The sequence below is a fragment of the Serratia sp. BNK-17 genome, from assembly GCF_048684935.1.
In the GTDB taxonomy this organism is placed as follows: Bacteria; Pseudomonadota; Gammaproteobacteria; order Enterobacterales; family Enterobacteriaceae; genus Serratia; species Serratia nematodiphila.
Map to the genome: position 1 here is coordinate 2,396,713 of NZ_JBLQTR010000001.1, position 17,635 is coordinate 2,414,347.

At 60.5% G+C, this 17,635-nt stretch carries 22 protein-coding genes and 1 pseudogene; 8 read left to right on the plus strand and 15 right to left on the minus strand.

All coding sequences use genetic code 11. From position 1 onward, the window contains the following. Nucleotides 1–43 precede the first annotated feature (43 nt). The 3 genes from mltC to mutY form a co-directional block, all read right to left on the minus strand. Complete coding sequence (gene mltC / locus ACMGF7_RS11375; RefSeq protein WP_004937402.1) at nucleotides 44–1,120, minus strand: membrane-bound lytic murein transglycosylase MltC; 1,077 nt, start codon at nucleotides 1,118–1,120, stop codon at nucleotides 44–46. A gap of 63 nt (nucleotides 1,121–1,183) precedes the next feature. Then, on the minus strand, nucleotides 1,184–1,456 hold the full coding sequence (locus ACMGF7_RS11380; RefSeq protein WP_004937404.1) for an oxidative damage protection protein: 273 nt from the start codon (nucleotides 1,454–1,456) through the stop codon (nucleotides 1,184–1,186). Then, on the minus strand, nucleotides 1,453–2,553 hold the full coding sequence (gene mutY / locus ACMGF7_RS11385; RefSeq protein ID WP_274852139.1) for an A/G-specific adenine glycosylase: 1,101 nt from the start codon (nucleotides 2,551–2,553) through the stop codon (nucleotides 1,453–1,455). The genes ACMGF7_RS11380 and mutY overlap by 4 nt, the downstream gene beginning before the upstream one ends. Nucleotides 2,554–2,730: 177 nt before the next feature. On the opposite strand from mutY, the gene trmB reads away from it, so the two are divergent. The 6 genes from trmB to ACMGF7_RS11415 all read left to right on the plus strand — a co-directional run bounded on the left by trmB (nucleotide 2,731) and on the right by ACMGF7_RS11415 (nucleotide 6,117). Beyond that, a complete protein-coding gene (gene trmB / locus ACMGF7_RS11390) occupies nucleotides 2,731–3,450 on the plus strand; it encodes a tRNA (guanosine(46)-N7)-methyltransferase TrmB (RefSeq protein ID WP_004937410.1) in 720 nt (239 codons plus the stop codon). Next, nucleotides 3,450–3,776: a YggL family protein gene (locus ACMGF7_RS11395; protein WP_004937412.1), complete on the plus strand. Its 327-nt coding sequence runs from the start codon at nucleotides 3,450–3,452 to the stop codon at nucleotides 3,774–3,776. Before trmB ends, ACMGF7_RS11395 begins: the two co-directional genes overlap by 1 nt. Nucleotides 3,777–3,871: 95 nt before the next feature. Further along, a complete protein-coding gene (gene glsB, locus ACMGF7_RS11400; RefSeq protein ID WP_420286437.1) occupies nucleotides 3,872–4,795 on the plus strand; it encodes a glutaminase B in 924 nt (307 codons plus the stop codon). Between the two features lie 30 nt (nucleotides 4,796–4,825). Then, nucleotides 4,826–5,548 carry a DUF2884 domain-containing protein gene (locus tag ACMGF7_RS11405; protein ID WP_015379052.1) on the plus strand — a complete coding sequence of 241 codons (723 nt, stop codon included), beginning with the start codon at nucleotides 4,826–4,828 and terminating at the stop codon, nucleotides 5,546–5,548. A gap of 94 nt (nucleotides 5,549–5,642) precedes the next feature. After that, nucleotides 5,643–5,885: a DUF4160 domain-containing protein gene (locus ACMGF7_RS11410; RefSeq protein ID WP_004937418.1), complete on the plus strand. Its 243-nt coding sequence runs from the start codon at nucleotides 5,643–5,645 to the stop codon at nucleotides 5,883–5,885. Then, nucleotides 5,869–6,117 (plus strand): DUF2442 domain-containing protein, encoded by a 249-nt coding sequence (locus ACMGF7_RS11415; protein ID WP_004937422.1) that lies wholly within the window; start codon nucleotides 5,869–5,871, stop codon nucleotides 6,115–6,117. The genes ACMGF7_RS11410 and ACMGF7_RS11415 overlap by 17 nt, the downstream gene beginning before the upstream one ends. Before the next feature lie 36 nt (nucleotides 6,118–6,153). Here ACMGF7_RS11415 and hemW read toward each other — a convergent pair whose 3' ends face one another. From hemW to ACMGF7_RS11445, 6 genes are read right to left on the minus strand one after another with little or no spacing between them, the layout of a single operon-like run. Further along, nucleotides 6,154–7,296 (minus strand): radical SAM family heme chaperone HemW, encoded by a 1,143-nt coding sequence (gene hemW / locus ACMGF7_RS11420; RefSeq protein WP_048796774.1) that lies wholly within the window; start codon nucleotides 7,294–7,296, stop codon nucleotides 6,154–6,156. Next, nucleotides 7,289–7,882: an XTP/dITP diphosphatase gene (locus ACMGF7_RS11425; RefSeq protein ID WP_049239920.1), complete on the minus strand. Its 594-nt coding sequence runs from the start codon at nucleotides 7,880–7,882 to the stop codon at nucleotides 7,289–7,291. The genes hemW and ACMGF7_RS11425 overlap by 8 nt, the downstream gene beginning before the upstream one ends. 18 nt (nucleotides 7,883–7,900) lie before the next feature. After that, nucleotides 7,901–8,191 carry a DUF167 family protein YggU gene (yggU, locus tag ACMGF7_RS11430; RefSeq protein WP_004948014.1) on the minus strand — a complete coding sequence of 97 codons (291 nt, stop codon included), beginning with the start codon at nucleotides 8,189–8,191 and terminating at the stop codon, nucleotides 7,901–7,903. Next, nucleotides 8,188–8,742, minus strand: coding sequence for a YggT family protein (locus tag ACMGF7_RS11435; protein ID WP_049189057.1), 555 nt, complete (start codon nucleotides 8,740–8,742; stop codon nucleotides 8,188–8,190). Before ACMGF7_RS11435 ends, yggU begins: the two co-directional genes overlap by 4 nt. Nucleotides 8,743–8,773: 31 nt before the next feature. Then, nucleotides 8,774–9,595, minus strand: coding sequence for a pyrroline-5-carboxylate reductase (proC, locus tag ACMGF7_RS11440; RefSeq protein WP_004937440.1), 822 nt, complete (start codon nucleotides 9,593–9,595; stop codon nucleotides 8,774–8,776). Nucleotides 9,596–9,614: 19 nt separating this feature from the next. Continuing rightward, entirely contained in the window at nucleotides 9,615–10,322 is a 708-nt protein-coding gene (locus tag ACMGF7_RS11445; RefSeq protein ID WP_015379048.1) for a YggS family pyridoxal phosphate-dependent enzyme, read from the minus strand. Nucleotides 10,323–10,342: 20 nt separating this feature from the next. Between ACMGF7_RS11445 and ACMGF7_RS11450 the strand changes: the two are divergent. After that, a pseudogene (locus ACMGF7_RS11450) lies at nucleotides 10,343–11,365 on the plus strand (type IV pilus twitching motility protein PilT). On the opposite strand, the gene ruvX reads toward ACMGF7_RS11450, so the two are convergent. The 6 genes from ruvX to ACMGF7_RS11480 all read right to left on the minus strand — a co-directional run bounded on the left by ruvX (nucleotide 11,362) and on the right by ACMGF7_RS11480 (nucleotide 15,564). Next, on the minus strand, nucleotides 11,362–11,784 hold the full coding sequence (gene ruvX, locus ACMGF7_RS11455; RefSeq protein WP_015379046.1) for a Holliday junction resolvase RuvX: 423 nt from the start codon (nucleotides 11,782–11,784) through the stop codon (nucleotides 11,362–11,364). The pseudogene ACMGF7_RS11450 and the gene ruvX overlap by 4 nt on opposite strands. Next, nucleotides 11,784–12,347, minus strand: coding sequence for a YqgE/AlgH family protein (locus tag ACMGF7_RS11460; protein ID WP_420286438.1), 564 nt, complete (start codon nucleotides 12,345–12,347; stop codon nucleotides 11,784–11,786). Before ACMGF7_RS11460 ends, ruvX begins: the two co-directional genes overlap by 1 nt. A 145-nt stretch (nucleotides 12,348–12,492) precedes the next feature. After that, entirely contained in the window at nucleotides 12,493–13,443 is a 951-nt protein-coding gene (gshB, locus tag ACMGF7_RS11465; protein WP_016930084.1) for a glutathione synthase, read from the minus strand. Nucleotides 13,444–13,453: 10 nt separating this feature from the next. Further along, complete coding sequence (rsmE, locus tag ACMGF7_RS11470; RefSeq protein ID WP_004937458.1) at nucleotides 13,454–14,185, minus strand: 16S rRNA (uracil(1498)-N(3))-methyltransferase; 732 nt, start codon at nucleotides 14,183–14,185, stop codon at nucleotides 13,454–13,456. Nucleotides 14,186–14,254: 69 nt separating this feature from the next. Continuing rightward, nucleotides 14,255–14,950, minus strand: a complete 696-nt coding sequence (gene endA, locus ACMGF7_RS11475) for a deoxyribonuclease I (RefSeq protein WP_015379043.1) — start codon at nucleotides 14,948–14,950, stop codon at nucleotides 14,255–14,257. 101 nt (nucleotides 14,951–15,051) lie between these two features. Beyond that, entirely contained in the window at nucleotides 15,052–15,564 is a 513-nt protein-coding gene (locus ACMGF7_RS11480; RefSeq protein ID WP_004937462.1) for a SprT family zinc-dependent metalloprotease, read from the minus strand. Between the two features lie 350 nt (nucleotides 15,565–15,914). On the opposite strand from ACMGF7_RS11480, the gene fumA reads away from it, so the two are divergent. Continuing rightward, the gene (gene fumA / locus ACMGF7_RS11485) at nucleotides 15,915–17,561 is read left to right on the plus strand and encodes a class I fumarate hydratase FumA (protein ID WP_004937467.1); all 1,647 of its coding nucleotides are present in this window, start codon (nucleotides 15,915–15,917) and stop codon (nucleotides 17,559–17,561) included. Nucleotides 17,562–17,635 lie beyond the last annotated feature (74 nt).

Sequence of the window (17,635 nt, forward strand, 5' to 3'; positions counted from 1 at the left end):
GGGCCGGTTCGCACCGGCCCTTCTCCTATCCACGCGGGAAGCGCTACTTTCTGCGGTAGCTCTTCTGTGCGGTATTCACTTTCACCAGATAGCGGCGCGACTCGGCGGCCGGGTGCTTGGTGGTCAGCGTTTGGTACACGTCGCCCGGCTGCATGCCGTTGATGATGCCCACCGCGCGCGTCCTGTCGCTGGAGAACACCCGCAGCACGCTGCCGGCGCCGCCGTTGTAGGCGGTGATCACCGCATAACGGCGCGAGGTCGGGTTCTGAATGCCACCCAGGTAGTTGTTCTGCAGGATCGCCAGGTAGGCGGTGCCGGTGTCGATGTTGTTCTCCGGATCGAACAGGTAGCTGCGGCTCGGGGTGCCCCATTTGCCGCGCATCTGGAACACATCCTTACCGGCGGTGTGCTGCACCACCTGCATCAGGCCCAGCGCGTCCGAACCGCTCACCGCATAGGGGTTGAAGCTCGATTCGGTCTGCATGATCGCCAGAATCAGCGACTCGTCCACGCCGTATTTTTCCGACGCCTTGCGCACCATCGGCAGATATTTATGCGCACGTTTGTCCAGGTGGTTTGGCACCAGCTGGATGGTGACCGAGTAGATGACGTGCAGGCCGGAGGTGCGTTTTTGCAGCTTGGTCTGCAGCAGGTAATCGGCGAAGTGCGCCGCGCGCCATTCCCAGCGGATCGGCGCGCCTTTGTTATCCAGCACCTGGCCGTACAGGAACGGCTCTTTGCTGATCTGGATATCGTTGGCGTCGGAATAGAGATCGATGGAACCCGGATCGTCACCCATCAGCAGCGTGCTGATGATCGCCTGGCGCAGGTGCGCGGCCGGATCGGTGGTGGCGATGGTTTCGATGGTGATGGCACCGGTGTCGAAGTTGATGTGGCTGCGGGTTTGGTATTGGTCGGTATATTTGACGTAGTCTTTCGGCCCGGCGATCAGAACTTCGTTCAGACCCCAGATGTTCTCGATGTTGTGAGCGAATTGCCCCATCAGAATGTCGAAGCCGTTGGTGTCTTTGATCCAGGCTTCGTTGATTTCTTCACTTTTTTTGCCGGAACAGGAGATCAGCAAAGGCGCTATTACGAGCAAAGCTAAAATTTTCTTCATCTTAAAGCCGTTTGGAAGAAGTATAAGAGGATTGAAGCGGGCCAGCGCCTGGCCCCAACAGCGTTATTCGCTCGGCGGCGTATAGCCTTCGATGTGCACGTCGTGCCCTTCGAACAGGAATTTGATCATTTCCTCTTCCAGCAGTTTGCGATCATCCACGTTCATCATGTTCAGCTTCTTCTCGTTGATCAGCATGGTCTGCTTCTTCATCCACTCGCCCCAGGCTTCCTTGGAGATCTCGTTGTAGATGCGCTTGCCGACGTCGCCGGGATAAAGCTGGAAGTCCTGGCCCTCGGCGTCGCGCTGCAGGAAAGTACAAAAAATGGTGCGGCTCATGCTAATTCCTCGTCGATGGCGCTATCGCCATATAAGTTTTGTTGGATCGGGGGCTGCTTCGCCAGCTGTTGCAACAGGCGATCCACCGGCGCTGCCAGCCCGACCGACGGCGGCTGCGCTAAGTTATACCAGAGACCCGCGCCCTCATCCATGCCGCTGCCCGCCGCGTCGAGCGACAGCCACATCGGCACGATATCGAGATGGAAATGGCTGAACGTGTGGCGAAACGCGGTCAGCTGTTCCAGGCGCTTGCCTTTCAGACCGCGCTGCTGCAGCCAGAGTTCCAAATCCACGCGCGCGCTGAACTGTGGGAAGCAGAACAGGCCGCCCCACAGGCCCACCGCCGGGCGCTGCTCCAGCCACACGCGGTCGCCGTGCTGCAGCAATAAGAAGTAGGCGGTTTTTTCCGGCAGGGTCTGTTTGGGTTTCTTGCCGGGGTAGTTGGCCCAGCTGTGATTGGCGTAAGACAGGCAGCCGACGTTGAGCGGGCAGAGTTCACACTTGGGCTTGGAACGAGTGCAAACCATGGCGCCCAGATCCATCATCGCCTGGTTGAACTGGCCGACGCCCTGCGCCGGGGTGACCTCTTCGCTGATTTTCCACAGTCGGTTTTCGACTTCTTTCTTCCCCGGCCAGCCTTCCACCGCGTAGCAGCGAGCCAGCACGCGCTTCACGTTGCCGTCGAGGATCGGATAGTGTTGGCCCAGCGCCAACGACAGCACCGCGCCGGCGGTGGAGCGGCCGACGCCCGGTAAATCGGCGATTTCTGCGAAGGTTGTCGGGAACTCGCCGCCGTGCTGTGCGACAATGGTCTGCGCCGCCTTGTGCAGGTTGCGGGCGCGGGCGTAATAGCCGAGGCCGGTCCACAGATGCAGCACTTCGTCCAGCGGAGCCTCCGCCAGCGCGCGCACGTTGGGAAAACGGGTCATAAAGCGCTGAAAATAAGGAATGACGGTGGCAACCTGAGTCTGTTGCAACATCACCTCGGAGAGCCATACTTGATAGGCGGTTTTCTCCAGCTGCCACGGCAGGGTCTTGCGACCGTAGCGCTGGTACCAGTCAAGCACCACCTGTGCGAATTGTTGTGCTTGCATCATGAGCAGCGTCGTTATCCGGCAGAAAATGAAGCGAGATTGCAGCATAGAGTCATGATGCTGTAAACCGGAACTTTCCGACGCCGCACGGCGGGTACAGAAGATGAACACTTGCTAAACCAATGTATCTTTGCATAATGCGCGTTTCCCTAATTGGCAGCCAAACAGACAGAAAGCACTATGATTAATGACGTCATCTCCCCGGAATTTGATGAGAACGGCCGCGCGATGCGCCGTATCCGCAGTTTTGTCCGCCGCCAGGGGCGGCTGACCAAAGGCCAGCAGCACGCGCTGGAGAACTATTGGCCGGTGATGGGCGTGGAGTATCAGGCTGACGCTGTCGATCTCGCCGCGCTGTTCGGCCGCGAAGCGCCGACGGTACTGGAGATCGGTTTTGGCATGGGCGCCTCGCTGGTGACCATGGCGGGCAACAATCCGCAGCAGAACTTTTTAGGGATCGAAGTACACTCGCCGGGCGTGGGCGCCTGCCTGGCCGACGCCCACGAGGCGAAGCTGAGCAACCTGCGCGTGATGTGCCACGATGCGGTTGAAGTGCTGGAAAACATGATCCCGGACGGCTCGCTGGACATGGTGCAGCTGTTCTTCCCCGATCCGTGGCACAAGGCGCGCCACAACAAGCGCCGCATCGTGCAAACGCCGTTTGTCGAACTGGTGCTGCGCAAGCTGAAGACCGGCGGGGTCTTCCACATGGCTACCGATTGGCAACCCTATGCGGAACATATGTTAGAGGTTATGAACGGGGTCGCAGGCTACCGTAATCTTTCCAGCGATAATGATTACGTGCCGCGTCCGGATTCGCGCCCGCTGACGAAATTTGAATTACGCGGCCAGCGCCTGGGACATGGCGTTTGGGACTTGATGTTTGAGAGGAAAGAATAATGGCTAAGAACCGCAGTCGTCGTTTACGTAAAAAGTTGCACATTGAAGAATTTCAGGAACTGGGTTTCTCCGTAGCCTGGCGCTTTGCCGAAGGCACGTCGGTGGAAGACATCGACAGCACGCTGGATACCTTCATCGATGAAGTGATCGAGCCGAACGGCCTGGCGTTTGACGGCAGCGGCTACCTGCAGTGGGAAGGTCTGATCTGCCTGCAGAAGATCGGCCACTGCACCGACGAGCATCGCGAACTGGTGAAAAACTGGCTGGAAGCGCGCAAACTGACTGACGTTAAGGTCAGCGATCTGTTCGATATCTGGTGGGATTGATCGCGCTTGCCCGATGAGTGCGGCTTCGCGCCGCGCCGTTTTATTGATCTAAGGTGCCTTAACGGCGCCTTTGTTTTGCCCGGAGTGTGACCGAGGTGGTAACAACATTGGATAACGCGTTGCTGGAGGAGATCCTGCAACAGGTGCGCCCGCTGATTGGCCTGGGGAAAGTGGCCGACTACATCCCGGCGTTGGCGGAAGTGCCCGCCGACCGGTTGGCGATCGCCGTGTGCACGGTGGACGGCGAACTGTTCCAGGCCGGCGACGCCGCGGAGCGCTTCTCCATCCAGTCGATCTCCAAAGTGCTGAGCCTGACGCTGGCGCTGACGCGCTATCAGGAGCCTGAGATCTGGCGGCGCGTCGGCAAAGAGCCTTCTGGCCTGCCGTTCAATTCGCTGCTGCAGCTGGAGATGGAGCAGGGCAAACCGCGCAATCCGTTTATCAACCCCGGCGCGCTGGTGGTGTGCGACATGCTGCAAACCCGGCTCAGCGCCCCCAAACAGCGCATGCTGGAGGTGGTGCGTCAGCTGGCCGGCGAAGACGATCTGGCCTATGACCTGCGGGTGGCGCGTTCCGAATTCGAACACTCCGATCGCAATGCGGCCATCGCCTATCTGATGAAGTCGTTCGGCAACTTCGAAAACGACGTCATCACCGTGCTGCAAACCTATTTCCATTACTGCGCGCTGCGCATGAGCTGCGTGGAGCTGGCGCGCAGCTTCGTCTATCTGGCCAATCACGGCCGCGATCTCAGCGGCGAGGCGGTGATTAGCCCGCTACAGGCCCGGCAGATCAACGCCCTGATGATGACCAGCGGCATGTACGACGGCGCCGGCGAATTCGCCTATCGGGTGGGAATGCCGGGCAAGTCCGGCGTGGGCGGCGGCATCGTGGCCATCGTGCCGGACGAGCTGTCGATCGTCGTCTGGTCGCCGGAGCTGGATGCTTCCGGCAACTCGCTGGCGGGAACTGCGGCGCTGGAACTGTTGTCTCAACGTATCGGTCGTTCGATTTTTTAATCCCAGTCTGGATGGGAGTCAGGAGAAGCTATGTTGAAGAAAACCGGGTTAGCCTTACTGCTGCTGGCGGCGACTGCCGCGCAGGCCCACGCCGAGTACCAATGCAGCGTTAAACCCCAGGACGATGTGATCATCAGCCCGCAGAGCGTGCAGGTGAAAGGCGCCAGCGGCGACCTGCAAATTTCGCCGGATGGCGACGTGATCCGCAACGGCCAGGCGCTGAGCCTGAACGATAGTCAGCGGCAGAAAGCCTTCAGTTACCAGAGCGCCTTGCGCAAGCAACTGCCGTGGATCGACGACGGCGCGCAGAAACACCTGGAGAAAGCCCGCGCAGCGCTGGATAAAGTGATCGTCAAAGAGCTGGGCAGCAACAGCAACGTGCGCAACCGGCTGACCACCCTAAACGGCCAGCTGAAACAGCAGATGAACCGCATCATCGAGCACCGCAGCGACGGCCTGACCTTCCACCACAAGGCGATCGACCAGGTGGAACAGGATGGCCGCAACATCGTGCAGCAGAGCATGGGCGGCGTGCTGCAGGACAGCCTGAACGAAATGGGCGTCAAACAGGCCGCCAACAGCGGCGGTAACCCGCTGCAGGCGATCATGGGCAACCTGGGCGGCTTGCAGAAGGCGATCCAGAACGAATGGAACAACCAGGAGCAGGACTTCCAGAACTTCGGCCATGATGTGTGCAACCGCGTCACCGCACTGGAAACCCAGCGCAAGGATCTGCTGAAAGCGTTGAAGTAACGGATAGGCGTAGCCGCCGTGCGTTTTTGACCTCACGACGGCTATCTGACAAACTGGCTAAACTATAATCAATCGGCAAAAGGATTTTGCATTGATGCCAGTGATATTCCGTTATAAAGGCTACAGGTTCTTTTTTTATTCCAACGAGGGTGACCCGCTTGAGCCGCCGCATGTTCATATCAGAGACGCTGAGGCTGAAGCGAAATTCTGGTTGGTTCCTGGCGTGCAGTTGGCGCGTAATGACGGCTTTAACGCCAGAACGCTAAAAGAGCTGGCGGGTCTGGTTGATACCTATCAGGCATTGTTTTTGGAGGCTTGGCATGAGTATTTCGGCTAAACGCGTCAGCTTTGACGATGCGACGATGTGGGTCGAACTGAGCGACGCCCGAATTATTGGCGTGCCACTGGCCTGGTTTCCGCGTTTGTTGAATGCGACGCAAGAACAGCGGGCAGAGTATGAACTCAGCGCTCGCGGCATCCATTGGGATGCGTTGGACGAGGATGTTTCCGTTGAGGGATTGCTGAAGGGGCGTGGCGACGTGACGCATCGCCCTCATAATGCCGCCTGAACATGAAAAAAAGCGCTGATTATTCAGCGCTTTTTTTTACTCGTCGTCCGCCAGGAACAGTTCCAGCAGCGAGTTGAGGAACAGTTTGCCCTTCTCGGTGATCTGCCAGTGCTCTGCGGTTTCTTCCAGATAGCCTTTGGCCAGCGCCTCGTCCAACTGCGGGCGAATGACGCTTTCCGCCAGCCCGGTGTAGTTGACGAAGTCGGCGCGCGGCGCGGCTTCCAGCAAGCGGAAGCGGTTCATGAAGAACTCGAACGGCCGATCCGCCGCCGCCACCTCATGCTGCTTGTCCATGTAGTCGCCGCGCATAAAGCCGCGTGGGTGCTTGGTCTTGGCGGTGCGCAGGATGCGTCCGTCGCTGAAGGTCACCTTGCCGTGCGCGCCGCAGCCGATCCCCAGATAGTCGCCGAAGCGCCAGTAGTTGAGGTTGTGCTGGCATTGGTAGCCCGGCTTGGCGTAGGCCGAGGTTTCATACTGCTGATAGCCGGCGGCGCTCAGCAACTGGTGGCCGCGCTCGAAGATGTCCCACAGCGCATCGTCGTCCGGCAAAACCGGCGGGCGCGAACTGAACAGGGTGTTCGGTTCGATGGTCAGCTGATACCACGACAGGTGCGGCGGATTGAGGGCGATCGCCTGGCGCAAATCGTCCAGCGCCTCTTCCAGCGACTGATCCGGCAGGCCGTGCATCAGATCGAGGTTAAAGCTGCGCAGGCCAAGGCCGGTCGCCAGCGTCGCCGCGCGTTTGGCCTCTTCCGGGCCGTGGATGCGCCCCAGACGGTTCAGCTTCTCGGCGCTGAAGCTCTGCACCCCGATGGAGATGCGGTTGACGCCGGCGCGCTGGTAGCCGCTGAAGCGATCGGCCTCCACGGTGCCGGGATTGGCCTCCATGGTGATTTCGGCGTCGTCGGCGACGCGAATGCGCGCCCGCACCCCATCCAGCAAGGCCTGCATCGCCTCGGCGCTCAGCAGGCTGGGGGTGCCGCCGCCGATAAAGATAGTGCTGATTTCCCGGCCGCCGGCCAGCGGCAGGTCGGCATCCAGATCCGCTAACAGATGATCGACATACTCCTGATGCGGCACGTCACCCTTCAGCGCATGGGAGTTGAAGTCGCAGTACGGGCATTTCTGCACGCACCACGGGATATGGATGTAGAGACTCAGCGGGGGCAGCTTAAGCATTGCGCATGGCTTCCAACATCAGCTTCAGCGCCTTGCCGCGGTGCGAAATCGCCCGCTTCTCGTCGCGGCTCAGCTCGGCGGCGGTGCGGCCCAGCTCCGGCACGTAGAAGACAGGATCGTAACCGAAGCCGCCTTCACCGGCGGCCTGCTCGGTGATTTCGCCGGCCCAACTGCCGTGGAACACCAGCGGCGTCGGGTCTGCCGCATGGCGCAGATAGACCAGCACGCAATGGAATTGCGCGCCGCGCTGGCCCGGCGCCACGTCTTTCAACGCCGCCAGCAGCTTGTCGAGGTTCTGCCGATCGTCGGCATCTTCACCGGCATAGCGCGCGGAGTAGATACCCGGCGCGCCGCCCAGCGCGTCCACTGCCAGGCCGGAGTCGTCGGCGATCGCCGGCAGGCCGGTGACCTGTGCCGCATGGCGCGCTTTCAGAATGGCGTTTTCGATAAACGTCAGGCCGGTCTCTTCGGCGGACTCCACGCCCAGATCGGTTTGTGCGACCACGTCCAGGCCGAAATCGGCCAACAGGTCGGCGAGTTCGCGCACTTTGCCCGGGTTACCGGTGGCAAGAACGACTTTTTGCATAAATGACTACCTTGAAAATTATTCGATGAGCGCCGCGACCACGGCGGGGATCTGTTGCGGATTCACGATGCGTAACTGTTTATGCCGCCCCAGTTCGCCTTTCTCGATGGTGACGTTGCTTTTCGCCACTTTGAACTGCTTGGCGATAAACTTGATCAAATGGGCGTTGGCTTGGCCGTCGACCGGCGGGGCGGTGATGGCGACTTTCAGTTCGTCGCCATGCAAGCCGATAATTTGGTCGCGGCTGGCTTTCGGCTGAATATATAGCCTGATCGCCAGCCCGTCCAGCACCGGAGTGACTGCACTCACAGCAGGAACCAGATCTCACCGAACAGATCCATGCCCAGGTAGTTGATCAGATAGAGGATCAGGATCACCACCATGGCGGAAAAGTCGATGCCGCCCATCGCCGGGATGATGCGACGGATCGGCGCCATCAAGGGTTCGGTCAGTTGGTACATCACGTAGTCGATCGGGCTGCGGCCCTGGCTTACCCAGCTCATCAGCGCACGAATGATCATCACCCAGAAGATCAGGTAGCCGGCGGACTTCACCAGCGAGATCAGGCCGAACAGCAGGTTATACGGGCTGAGCGACATCGCGCCGCCCTGAATCAGCAGCAGCAGCGGGTACTTGATGGTCATCAGCAGGAACGCCAGCAGCAGCGAAGCGCTGTCGATGGGCCCCAGTGACGGGATGATGCGGCGCAGTGGGCTGACCACCGGCTGGGTGATCTTCACCACAAACTGTGAGAACGGGTTGTAAAAATCGGTGCGCGCCCACTGCATCCAAATGCGCAGCAACAGCACCATCACGTACAGATCAATAACGGTCTTGACCAGGAAAGTCAGCGTTAGCATGAAGTGGTCCTTCTCCTTAACTCGCGGTTATTTAAAATAATTTTTCCATCTCTTGGGCACGGGAAACGGCGGCCTGCATCGCTTGCGCCACGGTTTCCGGCAGTTGGCGTTCGTTGAACACCCGCAGCGCTTCGGCGGTGGTGCCGCCTTTGGAGGTCACCTGCTCGCGCAGCGTGCCCAACGGCGTATCCGGGTTGGCTTCAACCAGCGCGGCGGCGCCGGAAGCGGCCTGTTGTACCAGATCGCGCGCGGTCTGGCTGTCGAAGCCCATGCGCTCGGCCTCTTTTTGCATCGCTTCCATAAACAGGAAGAAATAGGCCGGGGCGCTGCCCGCGGCGGCGATCACGCCGTTGATGCCATTTTCGTCATCGACCCAGCAAACTTTACCGACCGACGCCATTAAATCGCCGGTGTAATCGCGATCCCGCTGGCTGACCTGCGCCGGCGCGTACAGCCCGCTCATGCCTTTGCCGACCAGCGACGGAGTGTTGGGCATGATGCGCACGATGTCCAGCTTGTCGCCGAGCAGCTGATAGAAACGGCTGACCTGAATACCGGCTGCGATCGACAGCACCAGCTTGCCGCTGAAGTCGACCTGTTCGCGCAGCGGCTGACACACGTCGGCCATCATCTGCGGTTTGACCGCCAGCACCACCACTTCGGCTTCACGCGCGCAGGCGACGTTGTCGCCGCTGCTGACGATGCCGTAGTCTGCAGCCAGCGCATCACGGTTTTTCGGCGAAGGGGCGCAGACGCTGATGGATTTGGCTGGATAGCCGCCCGCCACCAGGCCGGCGATGATTGCACGCGCCATGTTGCCGGCGCCGATAAAGGTAATCTTGCGATGTTGCATCAAATCCCTCGTCTGTGTGTCAGGCCTGCGAGTAGTCGCGGGCGCCAAAAATTGCGGTGCCGATGCGCACCAGGGTGCTGCCGGCAGCGATCGCCGCCGCCATATCGTCCGTCATGCCCATCGACAGCGTATCGGCCTGCGGATAACGCTGACGCAGGGCGAGAAATGCGTCGTTCATCCGGCTGAATACCGCCAGCTGCCGCTGATAATCCGCTTCCGGCGCCGGAATAGCCATCAGGCCGCGCAGCGTCAGGTTCGGCAGCGCGGCGATCGCTTCGGCCAACGCCGGCAGCTCGGCCAACGCAATGCCGGATTTGCTTTGCTCGTCGCTGATGTTGATTTGAATCAGCACGTTGAGCGGCGGCATGTCGGCCGGGCGCTGATCGCTCAAGCGCTGGGCGATGCGCAGCCGATCCACGGTATGGCACCAGGCGAAGTGTTCCGCCACCAGCCGACTCTTATTGGATTGCAGCGGGCCGATAAAGTGCCACACCAACTCGCCGCTTTGCGGCGACTCGGCGAAATGCCGGATCTTGTCTACCCCTTCCTGCACGTAGTTCTCGCCGAAGGCGCGCTGGCCAGCGGCGATGGCTTCTTCGATCGCCGCCACAGGTTTGGTTTTGCTGACGGCAAGCAGGGCAACTTCTTCTGGCGCCCGCGCGCAGTTTCGCGCGGCGGCCGCAATGCGGTTTCTGACATCCTGCAGGTTCTGTTGGATAGTGCTCATTATTGACCCGGGAGAGTGATATGGATATCGATGAATTCGTGGCCCTTAGTGTAAAGCATAATGCTTCCGATCTGCACCTTTGTGCCGGTCATCCGCCGATGTTGCGCATCGACGGTGAACTGCAGCCGCTGGCGGCGGCGCCAACGCTGACGGCGCAAGGCGTGCAGGCCCTTTGCAACGGATTGCTGAATGCGCAGCAGCGCGAGAGCCTGCGGCGGCTGGGGCAGGTCGATCTGGCGTTGCACCGGCCGAGCGGGGAGCGGCTGCGGGCCAACGTTTTTCAGCAAAGCGCGGGAATTTCTCTCGCGTTGCGGCGTATCGCCGGGCAGTCGCCTTCGCTTGCCGCGCTGGCGGCGCCGGCCATCGTCCCGGCGTTGCTGCGGCGCGCCGACGGATTGATCCTGGTCACCGGCGCCACCGGCAGCGGCAAGTCCACCACGCTGGCGGCGATGATCGACGAGATCAACCGGCACCAGTCGCGGCACGTTTTGACGCTGGAGGATCCGATCGAATTCCTGCACCGCAGCCGGCGATCGCTGATCCAGCAGCGGGAGATCGGCCGCGACAGCCACAGCTTCGATGCGGCGTTGCGCGCCGCGCTGCGCGAAGATCCGGATGTGATCCTGCTGGGCGAGCTGCGCGATACCGCCACCATCCGGCTGGCGCTCACTGCGGCGGAGACCGGCCACCTGGTGCTGACGACGCTGCACACCCGCAGCGCGCCGCAGGCGGTGGAACGGCTGGTGGACGTGTTTCCGGCGTAAGAAAAACCCTATGTGCGCGCCCAGCTGGCGGGCAGCCTGCAAGCGGTGATCGCGCAAAAGCTGATGAGGCGCCCTGGCGGCGGACGCGTGGCGATCTTTGAAGTGCTGACGGCGACGGCGGCGGTCAGCAACCTGATCCGCGAAGGGAAAACGCATCAGTTGGCGAGCGTGTTGCAAACCGGCGCGCAGTCCGGCATGCAAACCTTTGAGCAGGGTTTGCAGCAGCGGATCGACGCCGGTGTGTTGGGGGAGTGCGCGGGGGAGGGAACGGGCGTTTAGCCCAGCTGCCGTTCGAACCAGCTTTCGAGGATCACCACCGCGGAGGCGGAATCCACGCTGCCTTTATCAAGCGCGCGGAAGCCGCCGCGATCGAACAGGTTGGCGCGCGCCTCCACGGTGCTCAGGCGCTCGTCATGCAGATCGATCTGGATGCCGAAGCGACCGTGCAGGCGGTTGGCGAACTTGCGCGCCTGGGCGGTAACGGGCTGTTCGGTGCCGTCCATGTTCAGCGGCAGGCCGACCACCACCAAATCCGGCTGCCACTCCTTCAGCAGTTTTTCGATTTTCAGCCAGTCCGGCGAACCGTCCTGCGCTTTGAAAGCCGGCAGGGCGCGGGCGCTGCCGGTCAACTCCTGGCCAACGGCCGCGCCGATGCTTTTGGTGCCAAAGTCGAAGGCGATAATGGTGCGGTTACTCATCAGGCGTGTCCTGCGGGGTTGGCGATGCTGCGAATGTCGATACCCAAAAGGTTCCCCGCCTCGCGCCAGCGGCTGGCGATCGGCGTGCGGAACAAAATATCGGTGTTGGCTTCGATGGTCAGCCAGGCGTTTTCCAACACTTCCTGCTCCAACTGACCCTTTTCCCAACCCGCATAACCCAGCGCCACCAGCACGTCGTCCGGTTGCTCCGGCGTGCCGAGCGTTTCCAGCACATCTTTCGAGGTGGTGATCATGGTGTTGGGGGAAATTTGAATGCTGGCGCCGAAGCCGTGGCGCGGCGTATGCAGGATAAACCCGCGATCGTCCGCCAGGGGGCCGCCGGCGAACACCGGCTTGTCCAGGCTGATGGCCGGATCGCGCGCAGGCGGCATGATCTTCAGCTTGCTCAGCACCGTGGCTACCGTGAACTGCTCCACCGGTTTATTGATCACCAAACCCATGGCGCCTTCTTCATTGTGCTCGCAAATGTAAATCACCGAGCGTTTGAAGCGAGGATCCTGCAGCGTTGGCATGGCGATCAGAAAATGGTGCTGTAAATTCATGGCGTTAGTATAAGGTAATCAATGGGTGAGAAAATAAACAGCCGCCAGTATGCGGCTATACCCGCCGCCTTTCAAGCCGCGCGCAAAGGCGAGCTTTGGCGGGCGCGATGCAGAACAGCGGGCGGCATGCCGCCCGCATTGCGCATTACTTCGCCGCCAGGCGCTTTTCAATCGCGTCCATCAGCATGCCGGTAATCGAAATCGGGAATGCCGCCTCGATCTCGCGCGCGCAGGTTGGGCTGGTGACGTTGATCTCGGTCAGGCGATCGCCGATCACGTCCAGGCCGACGAAGATCAGCCCTTTCTCTTTCAGCGTCGGGGCGACGGCGCGGGCGATTTTCCAGTCGCTTTCGCTCAGCGGGCGCGCTTCGCCGCGGCCGCCGGCCGCCAGGTTGCCGCGGGTCTCGCCCTGCGCCGGAATGCGCGCCAGGCAGTAAGGCACCGGTTCGCCGTCCACCACCAGGATGCGCTTGTCGCCGTCCTTGATCGCCGGCAGGAAGTTCTGCGCCATGCAGAAACGGCTGCCGTGTTCGGTCAGGGTTTCGATGATCACCGACAGGTTAGGATCGTCCTGCTTCACGCGGAAGATAGACGCGCCGCCCATGCCGTCCAGCGGTTTCAGGATGATGTCGCCGTGCTGCTGGTGGAATTTGCGGATGTGCGCGGCGCTGCGGCTGACCAGCGTATCCGGCGTCAGTTCCGAGAACCAGGCGGTGAACAGCTTCTCGTTGCAGTCGCGCAGGCTTTGCGGCTTGTTGACCACCAGCGTGCCTTTAACTTCGGCGCGTTCCAGAATGTAGGTCGCGTAGATATATTCGGTATCGAACGGCGGATCCTTGCGCATCAGGATCACGTCCAGCTCGTGCAGCGCCAGATCCTGCTCGGCGCCGAAGCTGAACCAGCTCTCCTTGTCTTCCTTCACGCTCAGCAGGCGGGTGCGTGCGCGCCCGTCGCCGGCATGCAGATAGAGATCGTTCATCTCCATGTAGTGCAATTCGTAACCGCGGCGCTGCGCTTCGAGCAGCATGGCGAAGCTGGTGTCTTTCTTGATGTTGATGGAATCGATAGGATCCATCACGATGCCGAGCTTAATCATCTTTTCTCCTTTAACCCAGGTCGCCGAAGCGGACCTGCAGAGCGGTAATGGCGGTGAGCGCTGTGGTTTCGGTACGCAGCACGCGTGGTCCCAGCAGAATATCAGTAAATCCGTGGTCGGTGGTCATGGCGATTTCGTCGGCGGATAAACCGCCTTCCGGGCCGATCAGCAGGCGAACATGATCCACCGGCTGCGGCAGCGTGTTGATGCTATGGCTGGCGCGCGGGTGCAGGTTGAGTTTCAGGCTGCCGTCCTGCTCGGCGCACCAGGCCTCCAGCGACATCGCCTCGCGGATTTCGGGAATGCGGTTGCGGCCGCACTGTTCGCAGGCGGCGATGGCGATCTTTTGCCATTGCTGGATTTTCTTCGCCAGACGCTCGCCGTCCAACTTGACGCCGCAGCGCTCGGAAAACAGCGGGGTGATGACGTTGACGCCCAGCTCGATGGATTTCTGGATGGTGAACTCCATCTTCTCGCCGCGCGAGATCACCTGGCCCAGGTGCAGGTTGAGCGGCGATTCGATGTCATCCACGCGGCCGTCGCCGAGGCGCACCAGCACGCTCTTTTTGTCCACCCGGATTATTTCGGCGTCGAACACCTGGTTGCTGCCATCGAACAGTTGCAGCGCCTGGCCGGCGCTCATGCGCAGCACGCGCCCGACGTGGTTGGCGGCGTCCTCGCTGAGGGCGATCTCCGCCCGGTCGGTCAACGGCTGCGGATGGTAAATGCGGGGTATGCGCATGGGTAGTCTGATCCTGACGAAACGGCGCCGCGGGTTGGCGGCGCCATGAAAGATAAAGGCTATAGTAGGTTAGCTTTTCCGCTGCTGACAAGCCTGTTGAATATAGGGGTTGTGGTTGCCCTGCACCTTGGCGATACGTGCTTCGCGCTGACATTCCCATTGGCTCACCGGATATTGCCGGTTCCACACTTCAAACAGCTGGGTTTGCTGGCGTGACAGCCGCAGCTGGTAGCGATCGCGCATGTAGAAGTAGGTGCGGGCAATGGCGCCGCGGGCGCGGGCGGGCGGCTCCGCCTGTTTATTCTTGAAGTCCACCTTCATTGGGCACTGCCCGTACTGGCCTGCGCCGCCGTTCCATTGGCTGTACATGAAGTTGTTGCGGTCGCCGTTCACTTCGCCGATCGCCGGCTGCAGGTTGTGCAGATCGGTTTCTATCTGGCGATAGGTGGCGTCTTTGTTGCAGTTTTTGCGCCCGCCGTCTTGCCAGCACTGCAGCTGGTGGCCGAACTGCCAGGCCGGCACCACGTGTTCCCATTCAATGCGCTGCGCGCGTTGGGCGTTTTTACGCACCTGATAGCCGCAGCCGGCGAGATCGGGAATGCCCTTCTTGCCTTGCCACTCGATGCGGCAGCCGCAGTAAAAACTGCCCGGCGCATCCTGGTTAATCTTGGCCGCCGCCGTCTTGGCCTGAGAGAAGTTATTGATGCCGTGCGCCTGTGCGGCGCCTGCGGCGAAAACCGCCATAAACAAAATTCTGCGAAGCATATTCCAAAACAGCTCAAAATTGGAAAAGCAGGCAGGGTAACGGAACTTGTCGGCAGTGGCAAATGGCGATATTTACTTGTTTTAACGTATAAATCGTTTAACTAAAGGTTCTCGCTAGCAAGAAATTTCAGTTTTTCACCGCACCGGCGGCAGCGGTATTCGCTTTCGCCGCGCAGCACGCGGTTATGGCGGCGAATGGTGAGCTGGTGCTGCCCGCAGCCGCAGCGGTAGGGGAAGGTTTTGCTTTGCACCGAGGCGGTTTCGAAACGATGAGTGCGGCTGGCGGGCGTCAGCAGCACGCTTTCCATCATCCAGCGCCATTCGCGGCCGTGCGGCGCCACCCGGCCGAATTGGCGAAACACCAGCAGGTGCGCCAGTTCGTGCGGCACCACTTCATCGATAAACGGCTGTTGGTTTTCCAGCAGCAGCACCGGGTTCAGACGGATTTCCCAGCTTTGCAGCCAGGCGGTGCCCGCGCTGGTGCCGCGTTGCTGATAGACGATGCTGGGTTCGGGGAACTCGACGGCAAAATGCTGGCGGGCCAACTGCAGCTTTTCTCGCAGGCAGCGCATCACCGCTTGTTGCAGCGCGATGGGGATTCTCGGTTTGTTCATTGCGGCTAGCTTAAGCAATGGCGCGGCGGCTGACAATATGCCCCGGCGCAAATCCGCATCCGGCGCTTTTTCACCACATTGATAAGACGATCGCTGCCGATGGATTGTAATCAATGTGTTAACTGCGGGATAATAAAGCGTGCATGATGAGCCTGTACCCGCAGTTCTCACCGAGCAAGGTTGAAACGCCGCCTGTGGTAATTCCTTACGCAAAGAGCGGTTATTTTGCGATTTGGCGCAATAACTGACTGATTAAAAATACGTAAGGTGGAGGCAGTTTTTTGACAAGGCGCCGTGTCGCGCGCCGCAAGTGTGAATTTAACGCAGCTGATGTTGCAAGTGAGAGATCAATGTCGAATAAACCGTTCCACTATCAAGATCCGTTCCCGCTGAAGAAAGACGATACCGAATATTACCTGCTGAGCCGCGACCATGTTTCCGTGAGCGAATTTGAAGGCCAGGAAATTCTGAAAGTTGCCCCTGAAGCGTTAACCCTGCTTGCCCAGCATGCGTTCCACGACGCCTCGTTCATGCTGCGCCCGGCGCACCAACAGCAGGTGGCCGATATCCTCAAAGATCCGGACGCCAGCGAAAACGACAAGTACGTTGCGCTGCAATTTCTGCGTAACTCAGAAATCGCCGCCAAGGGTATTTTACCGACCTGCCAAGACACCGGCACGGCGATCATCGTCGGCAAAAAGGGCCAGCGCGTCTGGACCGGCGGCGGCGATGAAGAGGCGCTGTCGCGCGGGGTTTATAACACCTACATCGAAGAGAACCTGCGCTATTCGCAGAACGCCGCGCTGGATATGTACAAAGAGGTCAATACCGGCAGCAACCTGCCGGCGCAGATCGATCTCTACAGCGTGGACGGCGAAGAGTACAAATTCCTGTGCATCGCCAAGGGCGGCGGCTCCGCCAACAAAACCTATCTGTATCAGGAAACCAAGGCGCTGCTGTCGCCGGGCAAGCTGAAAAACTACCTGGTCGACAAGATGCGTACTCTGGGCACCGCGGCTTGCCCGCCGTACCATGTGGCGTTCGTCATCGGCGGCACCTCGGCGGAAGCGACGCTGAAAACCGTCAAACTGGCCTCGACCAAGTATTACGATGGCCTGCCGACGGAAGGTAACGAGCATGGCCAGGCATTCCGCGATCTGGAACTCGAAGCGGAACTGCTGCAAGAAGCGCAAAACCTGGGGCTGGGCGCACAGTTCGGCGGCAAATACTTCGCACATGATATCCGCGTCGTGCGCCTGCCGCGCCACGGCGCCTCCTGCCCGGTTGGCATGGGCGTCTCCTGCTCGGCGGACCGCAACATCAAAGGCAAGATCAACCGCGACGGCATCTGGCTGGAAAAACTGGAGCACAATCCGGGTAAATTCATTCCTCAGGAGCTGCGCCAGGCCGGGGAGGGCGAGGCGATCAAGGTCGATCTCAACCGCCCGATGGCCGAGATCCTCAAACAGCTGTCGCAGTATCCGGTTTCCACCCGCCTGTCGCTGAGCGGCACCATCATCGTTGGCCGCGATATCGCGCACGCCAAGCTGAAAGAGCGCCTGGATCGCGGTGAAGGCCTGCCGCAGTACGTCAAGGATCACCCGATCTACTACGCCGGCCCGGCTAAAACGCCGGAAGGCTATGCGTCCGGTTCCTTGGGGCCGACCACCGCCGGGCGTATGGATTCCTACGTCGACCTGCTGCAATCCCACGGCGGCAGCATGATCATGCTGGCGAAAGGCAACCGCAGCCAGCAGGTGACGGATGCCTGCCACAAGCACGGCGGCTTCTACCTCGGCAGCATCGGCGGCCCGGCGGCGGTGCTGGCGCAGCAGAGCATCAAGAGCCTGGAGTGCGTGGAGTACCCTGAGCTGGGCATGGAAGCGATCTGGAAAATCGAAGTGGAAGATTTCCCGGCGTTTATCCTGGTGGATGACAAAGGCAATGACTTCTTCCAGAAGATCCAGGCCGGTCAGTGTTCCAGCTGCCTGAAATAATCGCCTCTCCCCCTCCACCGCCCGCGGGCGGTGGAGGGGGTTGTGTAAAGTCCTGTAGCTTGCTGGACGCCGAG